Raw genomic sequence first — 24,013 nt, forward strand, 5'->3', positions numbered from 1 at the left:
TCAGACGTCTTCCATCGCGAACGCCTCTTCGCCGACCTCGAGGAAGCGCATGTACTCCCCGATGATCGTCTCCGGGTCGCCCTGGTCCATCAGCTTCCCCTTGTGCAACCAGAGGCAGTGGTTCGCCATCTCGCGCACCGATGCCATGCCGTGGCTGACAAGGATGATCGTCCTTGCCGCCCGGCACAGTTCGTCCATCTTGGCGGCGGCCTTGCGCTTGAACCGCGCGTCGCCCGCCGAGAGTGCCTCGTCGACGAGCAGGATGTCCGGGTCCATGTGCACGCCGACGGAGAACGCCAGGCGCTGGTACATACCGGACGAGTAGGACTTCATGGGCATGTCCATGAACTCGCCCAGTTCCGCGAAGTCCGCGATCTCCTCGTACTTGGCCTGCACGTCCGCCTCGCTCTTGCCCTGCGCGAGACCGCCGAGGATGACGTTCTCGCGCCCGGTGAGCTGGCTGTTGAAGCCGACGCCCAGCGCGAGCAGGGTGCTGACCCGGCCGTGCACCTCGATGCGGCCCCGGGTGGGCGGCAGGATGCCGGCGATGGCGCGCAGCATGGTCGACTTGCCGGCGCCGTTGGCACCGACCACGCCGAGCACCGTGCCGTGGTTGATGCTCCACGAGACGTCCTTGACCGCCTCGATCTCCTTGATCATCCGCTCGCGACGGCCCACGCGCTTGATCGCGCTCTTGAGCGTCGGCACCTTCTCGACCGAGGTGCGGTAGGTGATCGCCAGGTTCTCGACCTTGACCGCGAGCGGCTGGTCGCGCGGGTCGGGACGGGCGGGACCGGCGGCCTCGCCCGGGGCGGCGGCGTCGGACACGGCGGACTCCAGGACCTCGGGGTCAGATGCGGTAGGCAAATTCACGCTCCCGGGACAGGAAGAACCAGGCTCCACCGAACAGGGCCACGACCGCCCAGGCCGTGCCGTACAACATGAGCATCCCGTCGGGCGCCCGGTTCTCCAGGATGACCTGGTTCCAGGAACCGATGATCGGGTACAGCGGGTTGACCTTGAAGATCCACAGCAGCCACTCGTTGCCCGCGAGCTTCTCCCTGGCCTGCTCGACGGTGAACAGCACCGGCGACAGGTAGATCCAGATCCGCAGCGCGTACGGCAGGAGGCTCGCGGTGTCGCGGAAGTAGACCGCCATCGCCGCGAAGAACAGCCCGCAGCCGAAACTGAATACGGTCTGGATCACGAAGATGGGGATCAGCCACGTGAACGCGATGCCGACGGAGCGCCCGGCGGCGAAGTGCGCGATGGCGTACACCACGAGCGTCGGCCAGTACATCATGAAGGACGAGAACAGCGAGGAAAGCGGAAGCAACGCCTTCGGAAACGCCATGTTCATGATCATCTTGCCGCCGCCGGTGATCGACGTCGACGACAGCTGCACGATGTTGCGCGTGTAGTAGTACGAGAACAAGCCGCAGAGGATGAGGGTGAAGCCCTTCATCGCCCCGCCCTCGTGCGATCCGGTCAGGACCGTCACGAGCATGAAGTAGACGGCGGCCAGCAGCAGCGGGTTGATCACCAGCCACAGCTGCCCGAACACCGTCTCGTAGTTGCGGCCCTTCAGGGTCGCGTGGGCCATGCGGTACGCAAAGCGTCTCCGCTGCCCCAGGTCGTGCATATACGTCTTGAGCGGAGGCAGGTGGGCGGTGTACGGCTCGTATACGTGCACTGGCACGCTCTCGGCCGCACGGCTCTTCTTCGCCACCTGCGCCTCGGCATCCATGACCGCCACTACCGGCTTCTCCTCGGCTGCGGGGTACACCCCTCGGAACTGACGACCGCGAACCGCTCCGTACGGGTGGATACCGACGATACCGGTGATACCGGTCGGGGGCTGTGGTCGGAGCACACACGGACGTCCCGACGTTCGGACGGCCGCGCGGCGGCGCCGCCGAGGTTACCGGATTCCTTGATCGCCCATCGATCGCGGACCATCCGGATCATGCACACTCCTCAGCGTCACAGTCGTCCCTGGCAGCTCACTTGGTTCCCGGATCACTCCGCTTCGGCGAACGGGCGGTGTCCCGGCAGAGGCTCCGGAGCCCGGCCCGCAAGCGCGCCGTAGAGCGCCACGAGGACACTCGCCTGGCCCTCCCAAGAGTTCTCGGCCAGAAGCGATTCAGTGTACGCCGCGGCGTAGCTCCGCGGGTCCGCCAGGACCTTGCCGGCCGCTTCCGCGAAGGCTTCCGCGTCCCGCTTGCGCAAAGCGGCGTCCGCCACTTCGTCGGTCGTGCGCACCGCGAACACCTCGCCGCACCCGAGTTCGACCGTCTTGTCCGCCATCGCCTCCACGTCGGAGACCACGATGGGCAGTTTGGCGTGCATGTACTCGTAATACTTTGTGATCAGTGCGATCTCGTGGTTCACGGTGTGCAGGATCGGGATCACCCCGATGGTCGCCGACGAAAGGAACTCCGGGACGTGGTGCGGCGCGACGTACGGAACCGTGTGGATCCGGTCGCCCGCGCCAAGTTCACCCGCACGAGCGACCAACGAACGGACATAGGGGTCTTTCCTGTCACCGCACACGACGGCCACGTGCACACCGTCCAGCAACGGCAGCGCCTCGACCATGATGTCGACGCCGCGTGCGGGCGAGATGGCCCCGCTGTAGACCAGCAGCGGCACTTCGTCGGACAAACCGATGGTCTCCCGTATCCCGGTGACCTTGTCCTGCTCCGCGCCCGGATCGAGGTCCACCATCGGCGCGTTGGCGACGACGGTCGGCCGGGTGCGCAGCGCGTACTTCTCCAGCAGCATGTCGGCGAGCGTCGGCGACACCGTCACGACGGCGTCCGCGCGGCGCACGAACTCCCGTTCCAGACCCGTGTACGCCAGCTTCCGCTGGGTCGGCATGTGCACGCCCTCGACGTACTCGTGGGCGTCATACACCACCTTGGGGCGCTTGCCCCCCGCGCGCGCGATGCGGTCGGCGACCCGGACACCGATGCCCGGGGTGTGCATGTCGTGCGCGTGGATCACGTCCGGCCGGAACTCCTCCACCACGGCGCTCCAGGCGTCCTCCAGGAGCAGCAGGTGACGTGCGGTACGCCGCCAGTCACCGTCGCGGATGTAGACCTTCCAGAGCGTCTCCTTGGCCTTGTCCTTGACCCCGGGACCACCGGTACCCGGCTCCTTGACGCTCTTCATCAGGCGGCGGCGCGCCTTGTAGTCCATGCGGGTCGCGAAGCTCGCCGCGCGAAGCGCGCCCGCCCTGGCCCGGTCGGCCGGCGCGGTGGCGTGCGCGTACTGCTCGGACTTCAGCTTGAAGCGGTTGGACAGCCCGGTCCGCACGACCCGCGCCGCACCGATGTGCGTCGTCCTGGTCGGCACCGCGGGCGCGTTCGCGTCGTAGCCGAGCAGCAGGACGTCGAAGCCCGCCTCGGCCGCCGAGTACGCGACCTTCTGCACGCGGGAGTCCCGCGTGATGTCGTTGGCCACCAGCATGGCCACGCGAGGCCGTGTCACGGTGTGACCCCCAGGAACTCGGCGAGGACGCGCGCGCTGCGGGTGCCGTCGTGGTTGTCGCGGACATAAGCCGGTCCCCGCGCCGCCAGTTTCCCGGCCTCGTCGCGCTCCGCGAGGATGCGTTCCAGCTCGCTTCCCAGCGTATCCGGGTCGGCGTTGACCATGGGGACGTCGTCGGGCAGGTGTTCGGTGACCGACTCGTGCAGGTAGCAGACGGTGACGCGGCCGGCCGCCATCGCCTGTACGGACATGACGCCGTACGAGCCGAACACGAACTGGTCGAGCACGATGTCCGCGTCGGCCAGCAGCGCGGGCATCTCCGACGCCCGCACGCCCTTGATCCGGCGGTACTCGATCAGCCCCGCGTCGTGCATCTCCTCGACGACCGGCTCGATCAGCCCGGTGCCCTTGGTGAACGGGCTGGACGGGGCGTGCACCACCACGGGCCGCTCCCGGCGGAGCGGCTTCTTGTCGGTGGCCCACACCTGCGGGTCCACGACGACCGGCAGCCAGGCCGCGTCCGGGACGTCGTGCAGCAGGTCGGGCGTCGACACGAACTTCGGTACGTCCATGGCCCGGACGACCGGCCCCAACCGGTCCACCTTGCTCTGCAGCGCACGCGTGAGCTCGTGGTCGGGGTCGAACGGCGAGAACGGCACCCGGGCGCGCTGCGCGGCCGGGTCGCGGATCTCCGAGCCGTGGAACGCGAGCCCCACCGCCACCCCGGCGGCGGCCAGTTCGGCGAGGTCGAAGTTCGCCCACGGGCCGTTGAGCCTGCCGAACGGCGGCATCGCGCACTCCGCCAGCACGTGCGAGTAGTTGTCGAGGACGTAGGCCAGCTGCCCCAACTGCCAGGTGCGCGACAGCCAGTCGTCCGTCGAGATGGTGCGGTCCGCGGCGAACCCGAAGGTGTTGCCGGAGCTGAGGGTGAACGTCTCCGCACGCACTCCCGGCAGCCGGCGCTCCACGGCGCGCGCCCATTCGTAGCCCTGCCCGGCCATGTTGGTGGGCCCGACGCCCAGCACCACGCCCTCGGGTACGGCGCCCTTGGCGTCGACGGTCGCGGCCTGCCCGACAGGGGCCTGCGCGACCGGTGCGAACGCCTCGGCGTACGGCCGGAACGCCGCCTCGCACCGCTCCCCCCACCGCGCGTCCGCGGCCGCGGCCTGCCACACCCGGTCGCGCACCGCGGCGAGCTTGCGGCGGGCCAGCTTGCGGCGCAGTCCCGTCACCAGGCCCGAGCCGGCCAGCGCCGCGACGTTCGAGCGGGCCACCGAGATCTCGGCGGCCGCATCGGCATCCACCGGCACATTGAGCACACGCAGCACGCCCGTGTCCGACACGGCGGCCGTCGTGGACACCTCGGCGGCCTCGGCGGGCGCCGCGAGCAGCACGTAGTTGCCGGCGTCGGCGAGCGCGCGCCCGGCCGAGATCTCCGGCCCGGCCTTGCCCACCGGGGCGTCCGCCGTCAGGACGACGCGCGGCAGCGCACGCCGCGCGTTCTCCGGCACCGCCTCGGCCGTCTCGCCCGCGTCGCCCGCGTCAGCCCCGCCCTCGGTCACGACGGATTCCGTTTCGGCCATCAGGTCTCTCCCTGGGATGGTGCATGCCTGGCGAGAAAGGAAGCGAGTGCCGCCGCGGACCGGCGGCCGTCATGGTGGGCCGCCGCGAACGCGGGCCCGCGGGCCGCGACTTCGCGGGCCGCGTCGCGCTCGTCGAGCAGCCCGGTCAGCACGGTGCGCAGCGTCTGCGGGGTCGCCTCGACCTGCGGCACTCCGCCGGTGAAGCGCTCGCGGACGCTGGGCGCCGCGTGTCCGACGACGACGCGCCCGGCGGCCATCGCCTGGGCGGCGAGGACGCCGACGTTCCCGATCGCAAGTTGGTCGATCACGATGTCGGCGTCCGCCACGAGCGCGGGCATGTCGGTCGGCGGGACCCCTTCGACGCGGCGGTACTCGACCAGGCCGCGCGCGGCGAGGTCGCCGACGACGGCGTCCACGACCGGGGAGCTCTTCAGCGTGCCGCGCGAAGGGGCGTGCAGCACAACGGGCTTGTCGCGGCGCAGCGGTTCGTCGCCGGGGCGCCACGCGGCCAGGTCGACCACGACGGGCAGCCACACCGCGTGCGGCCACCGTTCGACGACGAAGTCCAGCAGGTCGGGGGTCGAGACGAAGACCGGTCCGTCCCAGTCGGCCACATCGCGCATGCGCGCGTCGTAACGCGGCTGAAGGTCCTGCGACACCTGGCTGTTCGGATCGGCGAAGGGCGACTCGGCGTAGAGTTCGCGGTGCCGGCGCGGGTCGCGCACATCGGATCCGTGGAACACCAGCCCCACGGCGATCCCCGCGTCGCGCAGCACGTCGGCGTCCCCGGAGAAACGCCCCGACCGCGCGGCCTTGCCGGTCAACGGCAGTCCCGATTCGAGCAGTACGTGCGTTGCCGTACGCACGGCGTGCCGCCGCAACGCGAGGTGCACGACCACCGACTCCCAGCCCGCGGTGGTGAGGTAACGGTCGGCGGGGAACCGCAGCGGGCCCTCTCGCCGCAACGCGAAGACCTCGGCCGGTACGCCGAGATGCCGCTCCGCGGCCTGCCCCCAGGCCCATCCCTGGCCGGCCATGTTGGCGGGCCCGATCATCAGGGACGCCGAGCCGGGCGGGGAACCCGCCGCGACGGACCGCAGCTGCGAACCGAAGGACACGGTGACCGCCTGCGCAACCGATTCCGCGTCCGCCGAGACCGCGGACGTCGGTGACCCGGCCCCGGATGCACCGGCCCCCTGGGTCGACGCGGTGGGACTGCCTGCTGCCCCGCGAGTGTCAGGTGTCGGCGTCGGGGGCGTCGAGTGCACGCGGTTCGCCCGTGGTGTGCACAGGCGTTCGAGGCTGCGCAGCGCGCGGCGCGCCTCGTGGGTCTCCGGAAGACCCGTCGGGTCGGCGCCAGGGCGGTGGTACTCGACGACCAGCTTGCGTCCGGACTTCTTCGCCCGGGCGGCCGCGTGCGAGGCGATCAGGAGCGCCACGGGGTCGCACGCGTGCACCACTTCGGGAGCCAGCGCGTCGAGCACGGGCGCGAGCGCGACCTCGGTGTCGACCGCCTCGGGCAGTGCGGCGCGCCAGCCGACCGAGGGCAGGTCCGGCAGTCGCTCGAACAACGAACTGCTCTTGCGGCCCAGGAACTCCGCGTACGTGCGGGCCGCACGGGCCACGGACTCGTCCGTCCCGCGCCTGCGGTCGCGGCCCGCGGCGACGGTGCGCGGCGCCGGGACGAGGAGCACTTGGGCGGCGTCGGGGGCCTGCGGCGGGCGGCGGGTGCTGTCGCCCGGGCCGTCGGGGTCCGGGGCCAGGACGACGGTGTCATGGCCCTCGGCGCGCGCCCGGTCGGCGAGTGCGGTGACCACGCCGCGGCGTACCCCGGTCGCGGACGCGACGAGCACCACGCTGCGCGCGGCGGGGGCCGGGATGCCCGCGGCGTCGGTGAGTTCGGCCGGCGGGCGCCCTTCGGCGACGGCCGCCGGTGCCACCGTCGGCGCGTCGGCGGCCAGGTCCGCGAATCCGGCCGCTCCCGCGGCGAGTTCCGCCGCGAGCGTGCCCGACGCGATCGGTTCGGGCACGAGTCCGGTGAGGCGCTCGTACAACGCGGCGACGTTCTCGGTCTGGCGGTCCCAGGAGTGCTCCTCCAGGAGCCCGTCCGCGGCGTACGGCTTGACGTACCGCTCGCGGTCGGCGAGGACCTTGCGGACCGCGGCGGCGAGGCCTTCCGCGTCGTCGGCCTCGAACACCTCGCCGCAGCCCAGTTCGCGCGTGAAGGCCGCCATCGTCTTCACGTCGGAGACGACGATGGGCAGCCCGGCGTGCATGTATTCGTAGTACTTGGTGATCAGCGAGATCTCGTGGTTGGGCAGGTGCCGCAGCGGGATGATGCCGATCGTGGCGGAGGAAAGGTGGTCGACGACCTGCTCGGGGTCGACGTAGGGCACGAAGTGGAAGCGGTCGCCCACCCCCAGTTCGGCGACGCGCGCCTCCAGCACCGCGAAGTAGGGGCGGCGGTCGCCCGCGACCACGACGACGTGCGCATCGGGCAGGCGCACCAGAGCCTCGGCCAGGGTGTCGACGCCGCGCTCCGGAGCGAGCCAGCCGGAGTAGACCAGCACCGGGACGTCGTCGGGCAGGCCGGCCGCGCCGCGCACGCCCCGCCCGGTGCCGCCCGTGGGCCGGGTCAGGCGCGGCGCGTTGGTGGCGACCGTCGGGCGGTCCCGCAGGTCGTAGCGGTCCCGCAGCATGTCGGCGAGGGTGTCGGAGACGGTCACGACGCCGTCGACGCGGGCGATCAGTTCGCGTTCGAGGCCGACGTACGCGGCCTTCTGCTCCGGATCCGGGTAGCCGGCGCCCGCGATGAACTCCTGCGCGTCGTAGATCATCACGGCCTTGCGGCCCGCGCGGCGCGCACGTTCGACCGCCCGCGCGCCGACACCGAGCGCGGTGATGTCCTGCGCGTGCACGATGTCGGGTTGCAGCGCATCGATCTCCGGGCCGAACGCGGCCTCGAAGTCCACCAGTTGCGGCTGTGTGGCACGCCAGCCGGAGCCCTCGGCGAGGTAGGAGTAGGCCACCGCACGGGCCTTCGCGCCCGGCCGGGCGACGCGCGCCATACGGGCGGCGTGTCGGCGGGTGGCCTCGCGGCGCACCATGTGACGGGCCCGCGCTGCGGTCACGCCCGCGCCCTTGAGGGTGTGCCGCACGCGGTCGGCCGGCGTCTCGACGAAGGCCTCTTCGGCGGCCTGTTCGCGCCGCAGGAAGTTGACCGCGACGCGGTCGGCGACCTCGTCCTCGCGGCTCAGGAAGCCGATGCGGCCCAGCACCCCGCGCAGGCGCCGCGACCGGCGGTAGGGGGCCACCACCGCGGGCACCGGGACACGGATGACCGTGGCCGCGCCGCGCTCCGGGTCGCCGAGCGTGGTCACCTCCCGGGCCGCGGTACGCGACCGCCCGAGCACCACGACGTCCCAGCCGCGCTCCGCCATGCCCAGCGCGAGCTTCTGGATGCGCGAGTCGCCGGTGATCCAGTTCATGCGCAGCAGTACGAGGCGCGGCGGCGCGCCGGCCGCACGGGGCGCGGGGACGGCGGCCACCGCGGCGGACGGCACTGCTGCGGCTGCGGGCCGGGACGCCGCCATCAGCCCGCCAACCGCTCGTACAGTCCCAGCAGTTCGGGCACCTGGGCCTCCCACGTGTTGCGGGCGAGCAGGTCCCCGTCGTAGGGCTTCACATACTTGTCGCGGTCCGCGAGCACCGCCCGCACTCCGGCCGCGAACGCCTCGCTGTCGCCCGCCGGGAACACCTCGCCGATCCCCTGCTCCCGCGTGAACGCGCCGACCGTGCGCAGGTCGGACACCACCAGCGGCAGGCGGGCGTTGAGGTACTCGTAGTACTTGCTGGGCAGCGAGAGCTCGTAGTTCGGCGAGTGCAGCGACGTCACGATGCCGACGCTGCCGGCCGCGAGATGGCCCACCACCTGGTGCGGTTTGACGTACGGCAGGATGTGCAGCCGGTCGGCCACCCCGAGGTCGCGGGCCTGCCGCTCCAGCGCGTCGACGTACGGGTTGCGTGCGGTGACCATCGCGAGGTGCACGTCCGGCAGCGACGGCAGGGCCGCGACGGCGGTCTCCAGCGAGCGTTCGGGCGCGGTCATCCCGGCGTACACCATCAGCGGCACGTCGGGACCGAGCCCGGCGGCGGCACGTACGTCGGGCACCGTGTCCGCGTCGTCCCCCGAGGCCAGCTCGGCGACGGTCGGCGCGTTGCAGACCACGGTCGGCCGCACTTCCAGGCCGTGGTCGGCGGCCAGCAGGTCGGCGATGGCGTCGGAGACGGTGATGACGCCGTCGGCGAGGCGGATGTACTTGCGTTCCTGCGCGGCCATCGCCGGGCGGAACGCGGGGTCGCCCGGCCGCTCCCAGCCCGCGATGTACTCGTGCGCGTCGTAGACGATCTTCACGGGGTGCCCCGTGCCGCGCAGTTTGAGCCCCGCGCGCACCACGAGTCCCACGGTGTCGAAGTCGTGGGCGTGCAGCAGGTCCGGCTTGAGTTCGGCGATTACGGGAGTGAACGCGGTGTCGAAGTCGACCAGTTGGGGCTGGGTGAGCCACGCGCCGCCGTCCCGGCCGAGGCCGACGGCCAGGCGCGTGCGCCCGCCCGGCTTCTTGGCCTTGGCCGCGGACCGCTCGTAGAGCCTGCGCCGGGCCTCGATCCAGTAGCCGCGCGCCCGGTCGGCCGCGGTCAGCCCGGTAAGCCGCAGCTTGGCGGCGAGGTCGTCGTCGCCGAGGGCGGCGAGGCGGCGCTCGACCTCCAGGTCGGCGCGCAGGGCGCGGCGCGCGTCGACGCGCATGCGCGCCTGCTCGCCGGAGCGGTAGCCGAGGCGTCCCGCGACCCCGCGCGGCGGGTTGTCCTTGCGGTACGTCTGGGCGGTCATGCGCAGCGGTACGCGGATCACCCGCGCGTCGCCGATCGTGTACTCCTCGCGGGTGTTCCCGCGTGCCCGGCCCAGCAGCACGACGTCCCACCCGGCCTCGGCGACCGACCGCGCGGTCTTCTGCACGCGCGAGTCGCCGTCGACGAAGTTGCTGACGACCATGACCGCGAGCCGCGGCCGCTGCTCTGCTCCCTGCACTGCGGGTCACTCTCTCTCGACTGTGCGGTGGTCAAGGCCGGGTGCGTGGGCCCGGATCACGCGGTCAGTTTGCCACGCCCGGCGATTCCGCTCGGGGACAGCGCGCGGGCCGCGGGGCGCGGTGTCGCCGGGATCAGGACCGCTTGCGCAGCGCGCCCATTTTGACCAGCTTCACCCGGGCGCGCTTGCGGGCCCCGTCCAGGCGCCGCACCAGCAGGTGGACGCGGGGGTTGTCCTCGATCCGGTCGCGCACCGAGCGCGGCGGGACCGTCGCGGCGCGGTCGCCTTGGCGGCCCAGCGCCTGGCGCAGCCGCGACAGCTCGGCCTCCAGGGCGGTGATGCGGCCCCGGCCTTCGACCACCGGCCAGTCGGGGCGGTCGGCGACCACCTTGACCGGCGGTTCGCGGTACGCGTCCAGCAACTGCCGTGCCACCGTGCCCAGATCGTGGCGCTTGTGCACCCAGGCCACCGATTCGGCGCGCAGGCGGGCGCGTTCGTCGGGGTCGCCGGCGAGGCGGCGTACGACGTCCCCGAGGTCGGCACCGACCGCCTCGACCACCGGGCAGCCGGGCACCCGGGCGCGGTTGCGCTCGTGCACGTGCGCGATGGCGATCGCGCCGCAGGCCATGCCCTCGACGGACACCATGCCGTGGTCGCCGATGGTCAGGCTGTCGACGATCATGTCGGCGCGCGCGAACTCGGCCTTGACCTGGCTGTGCGACAGCCCGGACAGCGGCCGGTACTCGACGACGCCCTCCTCGTGCAGCGGCGCCAGCGCGGCGTCGACCAGGTGCGAGCCCTTCGTGGCGCGCTTGGAGGGCAGGTGCACGACGACCGGCACGCGCGGTTCGGGCCCACGCTCGGTGCGCCACGCCTCGGCGTCGATGGCCAAGGGCACCAGTTCGGCGTCCGGCACGTAGTCGAGCAGGCCCGGCGTGGAGACGAACATGCGGTCACTGTGCCGCCGGGCGATCTCGACCATGGCGTGGATGCGCACCTCGTCGACGACCGCGTCCTTCAGGTACGAGTCGGGCTCCCGCTCCATGTGCACGCTGCGCAGCCGCACGTCGGAGCCGTGCCAGTGCATGAAGACCTTCTTGCCGAGCGAGCGCAGCAGGGGCAGGTCCCACAGGGCGGGCAGGAGCGGCTCGTGGGCGTTGAGGAGCGAGCGGCCGTACTGGAAGTGGAAGACGTCGAAGTTGCGGACCGCGTGGTCGAGGACCTGCCAGCGGTACTCGGGTTCGGCGAGCAGGCGGTCGGCGTCCCACACCCGGTCGGGCACGATGCCGAAGGCCGGCTCGCCGAAGCTCCACACCTCCGCGTGGACGCCGAGCGCGCGCATTCCGCGGGCCCAGGTGCTGGGTTGCCCGGCGATGTCGCGGGGAGCGTAGAGAACCCGGAGTGACGTCATGGCGGCGTGTCTTCCTGCGTTCGCGGACGGGCGGAGTGCGGTGGGCGGGTGGTCCGGCCGGCGGGCTCGCGGGGCCGGTCAGGAGGTGCGGTCGGGCACGGGCAGGTCCGCGTACAGCCGCAGCAGCGTCTCGGCGTCGTGCTCCCAGGACAGCAGCGGTTCGGCGGCGCGGACGTTGGCCAGCAGTTCCGGGTAGCGGTCGCGGGCCTCGCGCACGGCGGCGGCCAGCGACGCGGCGTCGCCCGGCCGGTAGAGCGTGCCCAGGTCGTGCTGCCGTACCACGCGGGCGAGTTCCCGCACGTCGGTGGCGATGACCGGCACCCCGGCCCGCACCGCGTGGAACAGCTTGTTGGGCATCGCGAGCCGGTGGTTCTCCCAGCGGTCCGAGTGCGTCACGAGCGCGAGTCCGGTACGCCGCAGCAGCGCGTCGACGTCGTCCACCGGCAGCGCGCCGAGCACCTGCACAGGCCCGCGGTCGAGGGCGGCGAGGTACGTGTCGTCGGCCGGTCCGACCAGCGTGACGTCGAGGTCGGTCAGTTCGCGGGCGGCGGTGACGATCGCCTCGATCTCGCGGTAGGGCGCGATCCGCCCCGCGTACACCGCGCCCGTGGGGGTGTCCGGCAGCGGCACGTCGGCGGCGGCCGTACCGCTGGGGAAGGTGTTGTGCACGACGGTGACGTGCGACCAGTCGTAGCGGGCGCGCAGGGCGTCGGCGACACCCTCGCCCACCGTGATGACCGCGGCCGCCTCGGCCCCCAGTTCGCCTTCGACCTTGGCCTCGCGCGCGGCGCGCACCGGGGTCGGCCGGCCCACGCGAGGGCGGCCCGACCACAGTTCGTGGGTGTCGTAGACCAGCGGCACGCGGCGCTCGCGGGCCAGTTCGGCGCCCAGTTCGAGGGTGTTGAAGTCGTGGGCGTGCACAACGTCGAAGGTGCGGGCCAGCGCGTCCGTGCGGGCCGCTCGGCCCCACGCCGCGAACGCCGACGCGCGGTGCTGCGGCAGCAGCGCCCAGCGCGCCGCCCGCATGTGCGGCGGGAGCCGGCGTCCGCCGCCGACGGGCGCCCCGGCCTTCTGGAAGACCGAGGCGCCGCCGACGGACGAGACGGTGACGCCGCGCGGCGGCGTCCAGTCCTCGGGCACGCCCCTGCCGATGACGTGCACATGGTGCCCGGCGTCGGCCAGTGTCGTCGCCTCGCGCACCACACGGGTGTCGGTGGCGACGGTGGTGATGACGAGCATCAGGATGTTCACCGCGAGTCGGTCTCCCCGGCGGTGCCGGAGGGGCTCCCCGGCAGCGGGTCCGCTTCCGCGGCCAGGACGAAGAACCCGGCGTCGGCGGCCGCCGCGGCCGCGGCCACCGTCTCTGCCGACGCCTGCGCGTCGGGGTCGGTCTCGACCGCGATCTCGGCCTGGGACTCGGCCTCCTCGGCCAGTTCGGCATCGGCCTCCATCTCGGCCTCGACCGCCGCCTCGGCCTCGATCTCCGCCGCGATCACGGCGTCGATCGCGGCCTCGGTCTCGGCGACGGCGGCCGCGTCGGCCTCGGCGGCGCGTGCCATCGCGTCCGTACCCGAGCCGATGTCGGCGGCGGTGCCGGCGGCCACCTGCTCGGCGAGCCCGCGCGGGCTGGTCAAAAATCCGACCGCCCACGAGCCGTGCATGGTCGCCATCGCGACCGGGAGCCGGACCAGCGCGGAGGGCTTGAGGCCGCGTCCCTCCCACACCGAGCCGGCGAGGATCGCGGCGGCGTACCCGGCCGGCAGCACGAACGCGCGCCGGAACCCGGCCGCACCCGCGACGGTGCCGCCCACGACCGCGACCAGCGCGACGGGCGCGGCCAGGTAGCGGGGGTTGACCGAGCCCTTGTGGTGCCGGGTGACGACGCGGCGCCACCGCCCGTAGTGGAAGTACTGCTTGGCGAGCGCCTTCACGGTGGGCCGCGGGCGGTACGACACCCGCAGGTCCGGTGAGAACCACACCAGGTGCCCGGCCTGCCGGATGCGGTAGTTCAGCTCCCAGTCCTGCGCCCGGACGAACTCCTCGTTGTAGCCGCCGAGGCGTTCGAGCACCTCGCGGCGGAACACGCCGAGGTACACCGTGTCGGACGGGCCCGCGCCGCCGCCGGTGTGGAACCGTGCGTTGCCGACGCCGAGCTTGGACGTCATCGCTCCGGCAACGGCCTCCTCGAACGCCGTGGTGCCCTCCGCGTCCATGATGCCGCCGACGTTGGCGGCGCCGGTGTCGCTGAGCAGCGCGACCGCGGTCCGCACGTATTCGGGCGGCAGGATGCCGTGGCCGTCGACCCGCACGACGACGGGGTGGCGGGCGACCTTGATCGCGGCGTTGAGCGCGGCCGGCGTACGCCCGCTCGGGTTGGGCACGGTGCGCACGCGCGGGTCCGCCGCGGCGAGGCGGGCCGCGATCTCGTCCGTGTCGTCCGTCGACGGCCCGAGCGCGATCACGAGTTCCAGCTCGCCCTTGTAGTCCTGGGAGAGCGCGCGGCGCACCGCCTCTTCGAGGTGGCGCGACTCGTTGAGCACGGGCATGACGATCGACACGGGCGGCGTCGGCGGCAGCGGCGGGAGGTCGCCGGGGCGGTCATGGGCGTCGGGAGCCTGCGGGATCGGGTTCATCGAGACCCGAGGGTACTGCGGAAGCGGAAACGTGTTGACACCGTCCGGCGGCCCGCCGCGCCCTGATCATCTCCTCCGGGCGCTCCGGCGTGCCTTCGGGGGACGTCCGCGGGGGTCACCCTATGGTGGTGACTCCGCGTCAGCCCCCGGGTGAACGGCGCGGAACGGGGCAGTGGTTGTGCGGGGACCGCCGCCATCAGGCGGTGCCCGAGGGAGACCCGTCCGGGCGGAGGAGGGGAAGAGCAGGGCATGGCGACGCGCAACACGGCAGCCGGACGTACCCCGCCCCCCGCACGCCCGGCCCGCCGGTGGGCGATGACCATCACCGGGTTCCTGGCCGTACTGGTCCTGCTCACGAGCGGCATCGGCTGGGCCTGGGTCAAGTACCTGGACGGCAAGATCAACCGGGTCGACCCCTTCGCGGGCCTGGACGACCGTCCGGGCACCGGCTCCGACGACGACCTCAACTTCCTGGTCGTCGGCACGGACAGCCGCGAGGGCGTCTCGCGCGCCCGGCTCAACGAGCTGCACGCCGGCGGCGAGAGCTGCGACTGCACGGACACCATGATGATCGTCCACCTCAACGCCAAGCGCGACAAGGCGACGGTGGTCAGCATCCCGCGCGACAGTTACGTCACCTTCCCGGCGCACACGGACAAGCGCACCGGGCAACAGGTCGGCGAGTCCAAGGGCAAGATCAACGCGGCGTACACGCTGGGCGGGCGCCCGCTGACCATCGCGACGGTCGAGCGGGCCACCAACATCCGGATCGACCACTGGATCGAGGTGAACTTCCTGGCGTTCGTCGACGTCGTGGACAAGCTCGGCGGGGTCGACATGTGCACGCCCGTACCGCTCAAGGACCCCAAGTCGGGCCTCGACCTGCCGGCCGGGACCACCCATCTGGACGGTGTGAACGCGCTGAAGTACGTGCGCGCCCGCTACATCGCCAGCGACCCGACCGGCGACATCGGCCGCACGCAGCGGCAGCAGAAGTTCATGTCGCAGATCCTGGCCCGCGCCACCAGCACCGGCACGCTGGCCAACCCGGTCAAGCTGAAGGGCGTGCTGGAGGCGGCACTCAACTCCCTGACGGTGGACAAAGACCTCGGGATAAAGAGCCTGCTCGACCTCGGCACCAAGATGAAGGGCATGTCCAACTCGGGTGTGACGTACGCCCAGATCCCGCTCAAGACCATGGACCACCAGGTCAAGGACTGGGGATCGACGGTCCTGTGGGACGAGGCCGGCGCGCGCGTGCTCTTCGACGCCATCCGCGACGACCGCGACGTACTCGAACCGCCCAAGCCCACCCCGTCCGGCAAGGGCCAGTCCCCCGCGCCGCACGCCCCCGCGACCGTGGAAGTGCCGCCGTCCGAGGTGTGGGTGCAGGTCTACAACGGCACCGACACCCAGGGGCTGGGTGGCAGGGCGCACACCGACCTGTCGGCGGCCGGGTTCAAGATGAACGCCGCCGCGCGCGGCGGGCAGGCGATCGGGGTCACCGGGGTCACCCAGACCGTCATCCGGTACGACCCGCGCTGGGACCGCTCGGTGCAGACCGTCGCGACCGCGCTGCCCGGCTCGAAGCTCGCGCCGGTCGAGGGCCTGGGCCGCACGATCGAGGTCGTCGTCGGGTCGCAGTACGCCGGGGTCACCCCGGTGGCCGCCGCCTCGGCACCCGTCACAAGCGGTTCCGCCCCGAGCGCCGGCGGCCCGCCCTCCGGCCCGGCGCCCGCGATCACCGCGACCACGGGCGACAAGGTGGTGTGCAAGTGACGGCGGCTACGCGGGTGGCGGCGGCTACGCGGGTGGCGGCGGCGACGCGGGTGGCGGCGGCGACGCGGGTGGCGGCGGCGAACGCCTAGGGGCGCTCCCTTCGCTCCGCGGCGGGCGCCGGGGACGGGCGGTGCTCGGGTCGGGGGTCAACAAGCGGACACAGTCGTACCAACCGGGCCACAGTCACGTCGTAGTCCGGTACGGGGTTTGCCGGGCACACGCGCACGATGGCAGGTTCGTACACATGAACTCACGGTCGCCCGGATGGGCGGAGGACGACGGGCTTCGGGGAGGCCCGCGGCGCGACGGACGGGAGCACAACCCGCCGCCCGCCCGGCCCGCCGCGCCCGAATCCGAGCCGACCGCGGTGATGCCACGCGATCGTCACGGCCGACCGGTGCCGCCGCCCGGGACGCTCCCGTCGCCGGGCAGCGGGCCCGCGCGACCCGAGGGCACCATTCCGGCGCCCGGGTCGCGCCCGCCCGGTCCGCCGCCGGCGCAGCAGTACCCGCAGTACCCGCCGATATCTCCGGACGCGCAGCCGACCGAGGTGCTGCCGCCGGCCGCGCGCGGCCCCCAGCAGGGCTACCCGGCGCAGCCGTCCCCGCAGGAGGCCGCGGCCCAGGCGGCCGCCGACCCGGTCGCGCCGCCCCGGCCGCTCACCAGGCCGGGCGGGCCCGACGACCCGGACGGACCGGGCGGCCCCGGCGGACCGGGACGCGGCGACGGTCCGTCGCGCCGGCGCCCCAAGGGCCCGCCGAACTGGAAGAAGCGCATCCTCATCGGGATCACCGTCTTCCTGGTGGTCGTCCTGCTGTTCCTGACCGGCACCTACTTCTGGCTCGACTCCAAGATCCGGCACGAGGACGTCCTCAAGGGCTACCAGGGCCGCCCCGCGGCGACGGCCGGCACGACATGGCTCATCGTGGGCTCCGACTCGCGCGAAGGCCTGTCCGCCGAGGACAAGAAGAAGCTCAAGACCGGCGACGCAGCCGGCAAGCGCACCGACTCGATGATGCTGCTGCACAAGGGCGCGGGCGGGACGACGCTGATCAGCCTGCCGCGCGACTCGTACGTGCAGATCCCGGCGTACGAGAACGGCAAGACGAAGGTCAAGGCGCAGAAGAACAAGCTCAACGCGGCGTACGCGCTCGGCGGCGCGCCGCTCCTGGCCCGGACCGTCGAGCTGGCCACCGGCATGCGGCTGGACCACTACGCGGAGGTCGGCTTCGACGGGTTCGTGGGCATCGTCGACTCGCTCGACGGCGTGGACCTGTGCCTGGACAAGCCGATCAAGGACCAGAAGTCGGGTGCGGACCTCCCGGCCGGGTGCCAGACGCTGAACGGCAAGGAGTCCCTGTCGTTCGTGCGCGCCCGCTACTTCGACCCGACCTCGGATCTCGGACGCATGCAGCGCCAGCAGCAGTTCCTCGCGGCGCTCGCGAAGAAGGCCAAGTCGCCGTCGGTGCTCCTGAACCCGTTCAAGGGCTTCCCGATGGCCGACGCGAGCCTCAGCGCGGTCATCGTCGACAACGAGACCGGACTCTTCGACCTGTACGGCCTGTTCAAGGACATGGGCTCGCTGTCCGGCGGCAGCAAGAGCGGGACCATCACGGTGCCGATCAAGAACCCGGACTTCAATCCGGGCGGCGGCGTCGGGTCGACCGTGCAATGGGACGACGCCAAGGCGAAGGCCCTGTTCGACGCGCTGCGCAACGGCAAGCCGGTGCCGCGCTGACGCGCCCCGGGCGGAAGCCGGCCCGGTATTGACACGAGAAGAACTTCGCACCCGCGGCGGGCCGGTTTCGACTGGCCCGCCGTCGGCGTTCTCGGACATCATCGTCACCCATGGACCACGCTGCCGAAGCCGCCGACGCAAACAGCCGGTCGGCCGGGATACCGGCCCCCGTCAACAACCACACCTTCCAGGTGGATCTGCGCGGCCTCGTGGACCTTCTGTCGCACCACCTGTACTCCAGTCCCAAGGTGTACCTGCGCGAACTGCTGCAGAACGGCGTGGACGCGATCACCGCGCGGCGCGGTGCCGATCCCGGCGCGCCCGCGGCCGTGCGGATCACCGCGGACGGCGCGACGCTCCGGGTCGAGGACACCGGTGTCGGGCTCACCGAGGCCGACGTGCACCGCTTCCTCGCGACCATCGGCCGCAGTTCCAAGCGCGGCGACCTGGAGTCCGCCCGGCGCGACTACCTCGGCCAGTTCGGCATCGGCCTGCTCGCGTGCTTCGTCGTCGCGGACGAGATCACCGTGGTCACGCGCTCCGCGACCGACGCCGAGGCCCCGCCGGTCGAGTGGCGGGCGAGTGCGGACGGGCGGTACGGCGTACGGGTCCTCGCCGCCGACGCGCGCGTCGAGCCCGGCACGACGGTGCTCCTGCGGGCCCGCCGCGGGTGCGAGGAGTGGTTCGACACCGAGCGGGTCACCCAACTGGCCCGCGACTTCGGGGCGCTGCTGCCCTACGACATCACCGTCACCGGGGCCGACGGGCGGCCCGCCGCGGTCGGCGACACCCCGGCGGTATGGGACCGGACGTACGCGACACCGACCGCGCGGCACCTCGCCCTCGCGCGCTACTGCGAGGACATCCTCGGCTTCCCGCCGCTCGACGTCGTGGACCTCGACGTGCCGCTCGCGGGGGTGCGCGGCGCGGCCTTCGTCCTGCCGTCGGCGGTCAGTCCGGCGATGCGCGGCAAGCACCGCGTGCACCTCAAGGGCATGCTGCTCACCGAGGCCGCCGACGGACTGCTGCCAGACTGGGCGTTCTTCGTGCGCTGCGCGGTGGACACCGAGGCGCTGCGGCCCACCGCCTCGCGGGAAAGCCTGTACGACGACGAGGCGTTGGGCGCCGTCCGCGAGGCCCTCGGCAGCACCCTGCGGGCGTGGCTGACCGGACTCGCGGCGGACGACCCGCACCGGCTGGCCCGGTTCCTCGGCGTCCACCAGCTCGGCGTCAAGGCCATGGCCCGGCACGACGACGAGTTGTTCGAGGTCATGCTGCCGTGGCTGTCGTTCGAGACCACGGACGGCCAGGTCAGCCTGGACGAGTTCGCCCGCCGCCACCCGGTCCTGCATCTCACCGACTCCGTCGACGAGTTCCGGCAGATCGCCCCGATCGCGGCGGCGGCCGGGCTGGGCGTGGTCAACGGCGGGTACACGTACGACGCCGACCTGGTACGCCGGTTGGCCGTGCTGCGCCCCGGCGTCGTCGTCGACCGGCTGGACCCGGACACCGTCACCGCGCACCTCGACGCGGTCGAGCCGGTCGCGGAACTCGCCGCGGGCACCTTCCTCGCGCTGGCCCGCTCGGTCCTCGATCCGCTCGAATGCGAGGCGTCGCTGCGGGCGTTCCACCCGGTGGCGGTGCCGGCGCTGCTGCTCGACGGGCGGGACGAGCGCAACGAACGCTCGCGCGCGCAGGCCGAGTCCGAGGCCTCGGACGCCGGGGACGACGTGTGGGCGGGCATCCTCGGCTCGCTGCGCGGCGCGGCGCCCCGGGCGCGGCTCGTCCTGAACCACCTCAATCCGCTGGTCCGGCGCATCCTGACGGTGGACGACGCGGAGTTGGCGCGCACGACCGTGGAAGGGCTGTACGGCCAGGCGCTGCTGCTCAGCCGACGGCCGGTCTCGGCGAAGGAGAACGCGCTGCTCAACCGCTCGTTCCTGGGGTTGCTGGAACGCGCGGTACGGACGACGGCCACCGAGGACAAGTGACGGGGAGCACGGGCATGTTCGACGAGGTGATCGACGCCGGGACCTTCCACGCCGCCGCCGAGCGCGTGCGCGCGGAGCCGTACGGCACCACGCGCTGCGCCCAGGCGGACGCCCTGCTCGCGGCGGCCGAGCGGGTCGGTGACACGGCGCTGGTCGGGCACGCCCTGGTGGGGACGATCGTCGCGTACAACTACGGCGGCGAATCGCCCAAGAGCGCGGTGTCGATGGGGCGCCTGCTCCGACTCTTCGACACCGAGCCCGCGTCCTTCGACGAAGGGCTCACGCACTACGTCTTCTGGTATCTGAAGTGGGTCACGTCGTCGCTGCTCAGCGTGCCGGAGGTGCCACTCGCGACCATCCGCCGCTTCCTCGACGACCTGGAACGGCGCTACCGCACGGCCGGCCACAGCATGCGGCCGGTCCACAAGTGCCGTTTCTACCTGTACGACCACACCGGCGACAGAACCGGTGCCGCCCGCGAGTTCGAGGCGTGGCTCGCGGCCGACCGCGACGCGCTGACGGACTGCGACGCGTGCGAGCGTCGCGAGCAGGGCCGCTGGCTGTCCCAGCAGCACGACGACGAACGGGCGTTGGAGATCTTCGGGCCGACGCTGACGGGTGCGCGGTCCTGCGCCGAGGAACCGCAGATCACGCTGTCCGACTCGCTGATCCCGCTGGTGCGTCTGGGCCGCCTCGACGAGGCGCGGGCCAACCACCTGCGCGGGTACCGCATGGCGCGCGGCCGGGCCGGCATGCACGACATCGTCGGACGGCACATCGAGTTCTGCGCGCTCACCGGCAACGAGGGCCGGGGCGTCGAGATCGTCGCGGAGCACCGCATGTGGCTGTCCGACGGCTCGGGGTCCGCGATGGACCGCCTGGAATTCCTCGGCGGTGTCGTGGTGCTGCTGCGGCGGCTCGTGACGCTGGGCCGCGGGGACCTGCCGGTCGCGCCGCTGCCCGGGACGGACGGCACGGCGGCGAGCGTCCTGGCCGTACTGGACCGCGAAGTGGCCGACCTCGCGGCGCGTTTCGACGAGCGCAACGGCTCGGACTTCGTCGGTGCGACCCTGCGCGAACGCCTGGACCGCGAGCCGCTGGCCGACTCGCTGCCGCTGGGCGTACGCTCCGCGCTGACCGCGGCACCGGCCCCCCGCATCGCGGCGACTCCCCCGCCCGCGGTGCCGCTCGACGAACTCCTCGCGGACGCCCGCGCGCTGGACGCCGTGGGCCACCCCCGGGCGCACCTGGTCTGGGAGCAGTACGCCCGCGCGGTCGAGGACCGCGGTGTCCAGCCGCCTGATCGGGCCGTGGCCGAACTGGCGCTGTCCCGGGCCCTGGTGCTCCTGAGCCGCGGGGAGACCGGCGCCGCGACGAGCGGATTCCGCGCCGCGGCCGAGGCATTCGACCGGGCCGACCTGCCGGGCAAGGCCGCGGTCGCGCGGTCCCGGGCAATCGTCGCGGCCCTGCACCCGGATGCGCCGCGGATCCCCGGACCGGCCACCGCGCCCGACCTCGACGCGGTCACCGACGACGTCACCGGGCTGGTCGAGGCCGGCCGTGCCACCGACGAGGACCTGGCGACCGTCCTGACGGTCCGCGCCGCCGCCGCCCGCATGCGCATGCTCACCTCGGGCGCACCGGAAGACCCGGACGCCGGACCGGAGTCCGGCGATGACGCGCACGCGGCCCGCAGGACCGCCGAGGCCGAGGTCGACCGGCTGGCCGAGGCCGCCGAACGCCTCGCGCTGCCCGCCCGGCAGGCCGACGCCGCCGAGGCCCGCGCGCACTTCGCGCTCCTGGACGGCGACCACGTAGCCGCCATACGGCACTTGCGTTCCGTGGTCGACCTCTGCCACGCCGCGGGCCGTCCGTGGCAGGCCGTGCAGCCGGGCCGGGTCCTCGGCAGCCTCCTTCTCCACCAAGGGGATTGGGCGGGTGCGGAGCTGGCGTACCTGGCGGTGCACGACGCCGCGCGCGACAGCATGGACAGCCCCGAGGACTACGCCGAGGTCCTGGTCGGACTGGCGAACTCGACCGCCCCCACCCGCCCGGACAGCGCCCGCGACTACGCGGTGCGCGCCGCCCACGAGTTCGACCGCCTGGGCGACCGCGCGGGTGCCGCGTACGCCCGCCGCGGCCTGGCCGAACTCCTCCACAACGCCGGCCGGGCCGCCGACGCGGTCGCCGTGCTGGAGGAAAGCCTGCCCGACATCGCGGAGTTCCTCGGCCAGGAGGCCGCCTGGCTCGCGCGGCGCCGACTGGCCGCGGGCCTGACCGCCCTGGGCGACGGGTTCGAGGCGGCGGACGTCCTGGCCGCGCTCGCCCGCGACACCGCGCGCGCCGGGGCCCCCGAAACGCACGCGGAGATCGCCGCGGAGGCCGCCCTCGCCCTGGCCCGAACGGGCCGCGGCGACGCGGCCGACCGGGCCTTCGCGGCCGCGGTCGAGGCCATGCGGCCCTTGGACCGCCCGGGCACGGTCATCCGCCTGCTGCGCGCGGCCGGCTGGAACCTCGTCGAGAACCGCGTCCCGGCCCCCGGCGCCGGAACAGACGTCGGAACGGACACCGGAACCGCCGCCGTGCACCGGGGACTCGCGTACTTCGCCGAGGCGGCGGCCCTCCTCGACGCCGCGACCGCCGACGGCCCCGACCTCGACCGCGCACTGGAACGCGCGGACACCGAGGCCGAATGGACCGAGGCGCTGTGGACCGCCGGCCGCAACGACGCCGCACTCGCGCTCGCCGACCGGGCGGTGGCCCGACTGGAGATCACGCTTCCGCGCTTCCAGGACCGCTACACCGCGATCGTCACCATCGCGGCCCGCATCGAGCACGCCGATCTCGACATGCCGGCGCTCGCCATCGCCCGCATCGACGCGGCCCTGGCCATCTGCCGCATGACCAAAGCCGACACCGCCACCGCCAAACTGACCCGCCTACGCGACCATTTCACGTCCTGACCGGAGCCGGGAGACGCACGAGGGGAAGGCGTCCGTGGAAGCCTCGCCGCAGAGCAACGCGTGCCGGCGAGCGCGGCCAAGCGGCTTACGCCTTGCCCGCTCTACTTCGGGAGGTTGCGTGCCATGACGATGCGCTGGACCTGGTTGGTGCCTTCGTAGATCTGGGTGATCTTGGCGTCGCGCATCATGCGTTCGACGGGGTAGTCGCGGGTGTAGCCGTAGCCGCCGAGGAGTTGGATGGCGTCGATGGTGATCTCCATCGCGGCGTCGGAGGCGTAGCACTTGGCGGCGGCGCCGTGGAAGGTGAGGTCGGGGTCGTTGCGCTGCGACTTAGCGGCGGCCTGGTAGGTCAGCGCGCGGGCCGCTTCCAGCTTCATGGCCATGTCGGCGAGCATGAACTGCACGCCCTGGAAGTCGGCGACGGGCTTGCCGAACTGCTTGCGCTCGGTGACGTAGCCCTTGGCGTAGTCGAGGGCGCCCTGCGCGATGCCGAGGGCCTGGGCGGCGATGGTGACGCGGGTGTGGTCCAGGGTGGCCATCGCGGTGGAGAAGCCGGTGCCCTCGTCGCCGATCATGCGGGACGCGGGGATGCGCACGTTGTCGAGGTAGACCTCGCGGGTCGGGGAGCCCTTGATGCCGAGCTTCTTCTCGGGCGCGCCGAAGGAGACGCCCTCGTCGGACTTCTCCACGACGAACGCGGAGATGCCGCGTGAGCGCTTCTCGGGGTCGGTGACGGCCATGACCGTGTAGTACTCGGAGACGCCGGCGTTGGTGATCCACCGCTTGACGCCGTTGAGCACGTAGAAGTCGCCGTCGCGGACCGCGCGCGTCTTCATGCCGGCGGCGTCCGAGCCGGCCTCGGGCTCGGAGAGGCAGTACGAGAACATCGCCTCGCCGCGCGCGACCGGCGCGAGGTACTGCTTCTTCAGCTCCTCGGACGCGGACAGGATCAGCGGCATCGTGCCCAGCTTGTTGACCGCGGGGATGAGCGAGGAGGACGCGCACACGCGTGCCACCTCCTCGATCACGATCACCGTGGCGAGGGCGTCGGCGCCGGAGCCGCCGTACTCCTCGGGGATGTGCACGGCGTGCAGGTCGTTCGCGGTCAGCGCGTCCAACGCCTCCTGCGGGAAGCGCCCCTGCTCGTCGACGTCGGCCGCGTACGGCGCGATTTTCGCCTCGGCCAGCGCCCGCACCGAGTCGCGGAGCATGTCGTGCTCCTCGCCGATGCGGAACAGATCGAAGTCGCCTCGTCCTGCCACGTGCGGGCCTGCCTCTCTTGATGCCGAGACTTTTGTTACTCGTCAGTAGCCATCGTTGGTGACGATTCTACGACG

At 72.7% G+C, this 24,013-nt stretch carries 13 protein-coding genes and 1 pseudogene; 4 read left to right on the forward strand and 10 right to left on the reverse strand.

Annotated features, from left to right (window positions below; translation table 11 throughout):
* The 9 genes and pseudogenes from AB0C36_RS13645 to AB0C36_RS13685 form a co-directional block, all read right to left on the reverse strand.
* The gene (locus tag AB0C36_RS13645; RefSeq protein WP_358353287.1) at positions 1-867 is read right to left on the reverse strand and encodes an ABC transporter ATP-binding protein; all 867 of its coding nucleotides are present in this window, start codon (positions 865-867) and stop codon (positions 1-3) included.
* A complete protein-coding gene (locus tag AB0C36_RS13650) occupies positions 851-1,786 on the reverse strand; it encodes an ABC transporter permease (RefSeq protein WP_358353289.1) in 936 nt (311 codons plus the stop codon). The genes AB0C36_RS13645 and AB0C36_RS13650 overlap by 17 nt, the downstream gene beginning before the upstream one ends.
* A gap of 233 nt (positions 1,787-2,019) precedes the next feature.
* A complete protein-coding gene (locus AB0C36_RS13655) occupies positions 2,020-3,471 on the reverse strand; it encodes a glycosyltransferase (protein WP_358353348.1) in 1,452 nt (483 codons plus the stop codon).
* 17 nt (positions 3,472-3,488) lie between these two features.
* Positions 3,489-5,075: a glycosyltransferase gene (locus tag AB0C36_RS13660; RefSeq protein WP_358353291.1), complete on the reverse strand. Its 1,587-nt coding sequence runs from the start codon at positions 5,073-5,075 to the stop codon at positions 3,489-3,491.
* On the reverse strand, positions 5,075-8,668 hold the full coding sequence (locus AB0C36_RS13665; protein WP_358353293.1) for a glycosyltransferase: 3,594 nt from the start codon (positions 8,666-8,668) through the stop codon (positions 5,075-5,077). The genes AB0C36_RS13660 and AB0C36_RS13665 overlap by 1 nt, the downstream gene beginning before the upstream one ends.
* On the reverse strand, positions 8,668-10,161 hold the full coding sequence (locus AB0C36_RS13670; RefSeq protein WP_358353295.1) for a glycosyltransferase family 4 protein: 1,494 nt from the start codon (positions 10,159-10,161) through the stop codon (positions 8,668-8,670). Before AB0C36_RS13670 ends, AB0C36_RS13665 begins: the two co-directional genes overlap by 1 nt.
* A 133-nt stretch (positions 10,162-10,294) precedes the next feature.
* The gene (locus tag AB0C36_RS13675; protein ID WP_358353297.1) at positions 10,295-11,572 is read right to left on the reverse strand and encodes a glycosyltransferase family protein; all 1,278 of its coding nucleotides are present in this window, start codon (positions 11,570-11,572) and stop codon (positions 10,295-10,297) included.
* A 78-nt stretch (positions 11,573-11,650) separates the two neighbouring features.
* A complete protein-coding gene (locus tag AB0C36_RS13680) occupies positions 11,651-12,823 on the reverse strand; it encodes a glycosyltransferase family 4 protein (protein WP_358353299.1) in 1,173 nt (390 codons plus the stop codon).
* A 344-nt stretch (positions 12,824-13,167) separates the two neighbouring features.
* Positions 13,168-14,148 (reverse strand): annotated as a pseudogene (locus AB0C36_RS13685) (glycosyltransferase family 2 protein); the annotation flags it as partial.
* A gap of 306 nt (positions 14,149-14,454) precedes the next feature.
* On the opposite strand from AB0C36_RS13685, the gene AB0C36_RS13690 reads away from it, so the two are divergent.
* From AB0C36_RS13690 to AB0C36_RS13705, 4 genes are all read left to right on the forward strand, one after another.
* Entirely contained in the window at positions 14,455-15,984 is a 1,530-nt protein-coding gene (locus AB0C36_RS13690; RefSeq protein WP_358353301.1) for an LCP family protein, read from the forward strand.
* 244 nt (positions 15,985-16,228) lie between these two features.
* A complete protein-coding gene (locus AB0C36_RS13695) occupies positions 16,229-17,722 on the forward strand; it encodes an LCP family protein (RefSeq protein ID WP_358353303.1) in 1,494 nt (497 codons plus the stop codon).
* A gap of 110 nt (positions 17,723-17,832) precedes the next feature.
* A complete protein-coding gene (locus tag AB0C36_RS13700; protein ID WP_358353305.1) occupies positions 17,833-19,713 on the forward strand; it encodes an HSP90 family protein in 1,881 nt (626 codons plus the stop codon).
* A 14-nt stretch (positions 19,714-19,727) separates the two neighbouring features.
* Positions 19,728-22,676 carry a hypothetical protein gene (locus tag AB0C36_RS13705; protein WP_358353307.1) on the forward strand — a complete coding sequence of 983 codons (2,949 nt, stop codon included), beginning with the start codon at positions 19,728-19,730 and terminating at the stop codon, positions 22,674-22,676.
* Between the two features lie 101 nt (positions 22,677-22,777).
* Here the strand turns inward: AB0C36_RS13705 and AB0C36_RS13710 are convergent, their stop codons facing one another.
* A complete protein-coding gene (locus tag AB0C36_RS13710) occupies positions 22,778-23,938 on the reverse strand; it encodes an acyl-CoA dehydrogenase (protein ID WP_358353309.1) in 1,161 nt (386 codons plus the stop codon).
* Positions 23,939-24,013: the final 75 nt, after the last annotated feature.

Origin of the sequence: Streptodolium elevatio, from assembly GCF_040649515.1 — a bacterium.
In the GTDB taxonomy this organism is placed as follows: Bacteria; Actinomycetota; Actinomycetes; order Streptomycetales; family Streptomycetaceae; genus Yinghuangia; species Yinghuangia elevatio.

Bases quoted from the DNA above. Each gene is read 5' to 3' on its own strand.
- AB0C36_RS13695 (WP_358353303.1), top strand. From the start codon at position 16,229: ATGAACTCACGGTCGCCCGGATGGGCGGAGGACGACGGGCTTCGGGGA.
- AB0C36_RS13675 (WP_358353297.1), bottom strand. From the start codon at position 11,572: ATGACGTCACTCCGGGTTCTCTACGCTCCCCGCGACATCGCCGGGCAA.
- AB0C36_RS13655 (WP_358353348.1), bottom strand. From the start codon at position 3,471: ATGCTGGTGGCCAACGACATCACGCGGGACTCCCGCGTGCAGAAGGTC.
- AB0C36_RS13690 (WP_358353301.1), top strand. From the start codon at position 14,455: ATGGCGACGCGCAACACGGCAGCCGGACGTACCCCGCCCCCCGCACGC.
- AB0C36_RS13665 (WP_358353293.1), bottom strand. From the start codon at position 8,668: ATGGCGGCGTCCCGGCCCGCAGCCGCAGCAGTGCCGTCCGCCGCGGTG.
- AB0C36_RS13700 (WP_358353305.1), top strand. From the start codon at position 17,833: ATGGACCACGCTGCCGAAGCCGCCGACGCAAACAGCCGGTCGGCCGGG.
- AB0C36_RS13660 (WP_358353291.1), bottom strand. From the start codon at position 5,075: ATGGCCGAAACGGAATCCGTCGTGACCGAGGGCGGGGCTGACGCGGGC.
- AB0C36_RS13705 (WP_358353307.1), top strand. From the start codon at position 19,728: ATGTTCGACGAGGTGATCGACGCCGGGACCTTCCACGCCGCCGCCGAG.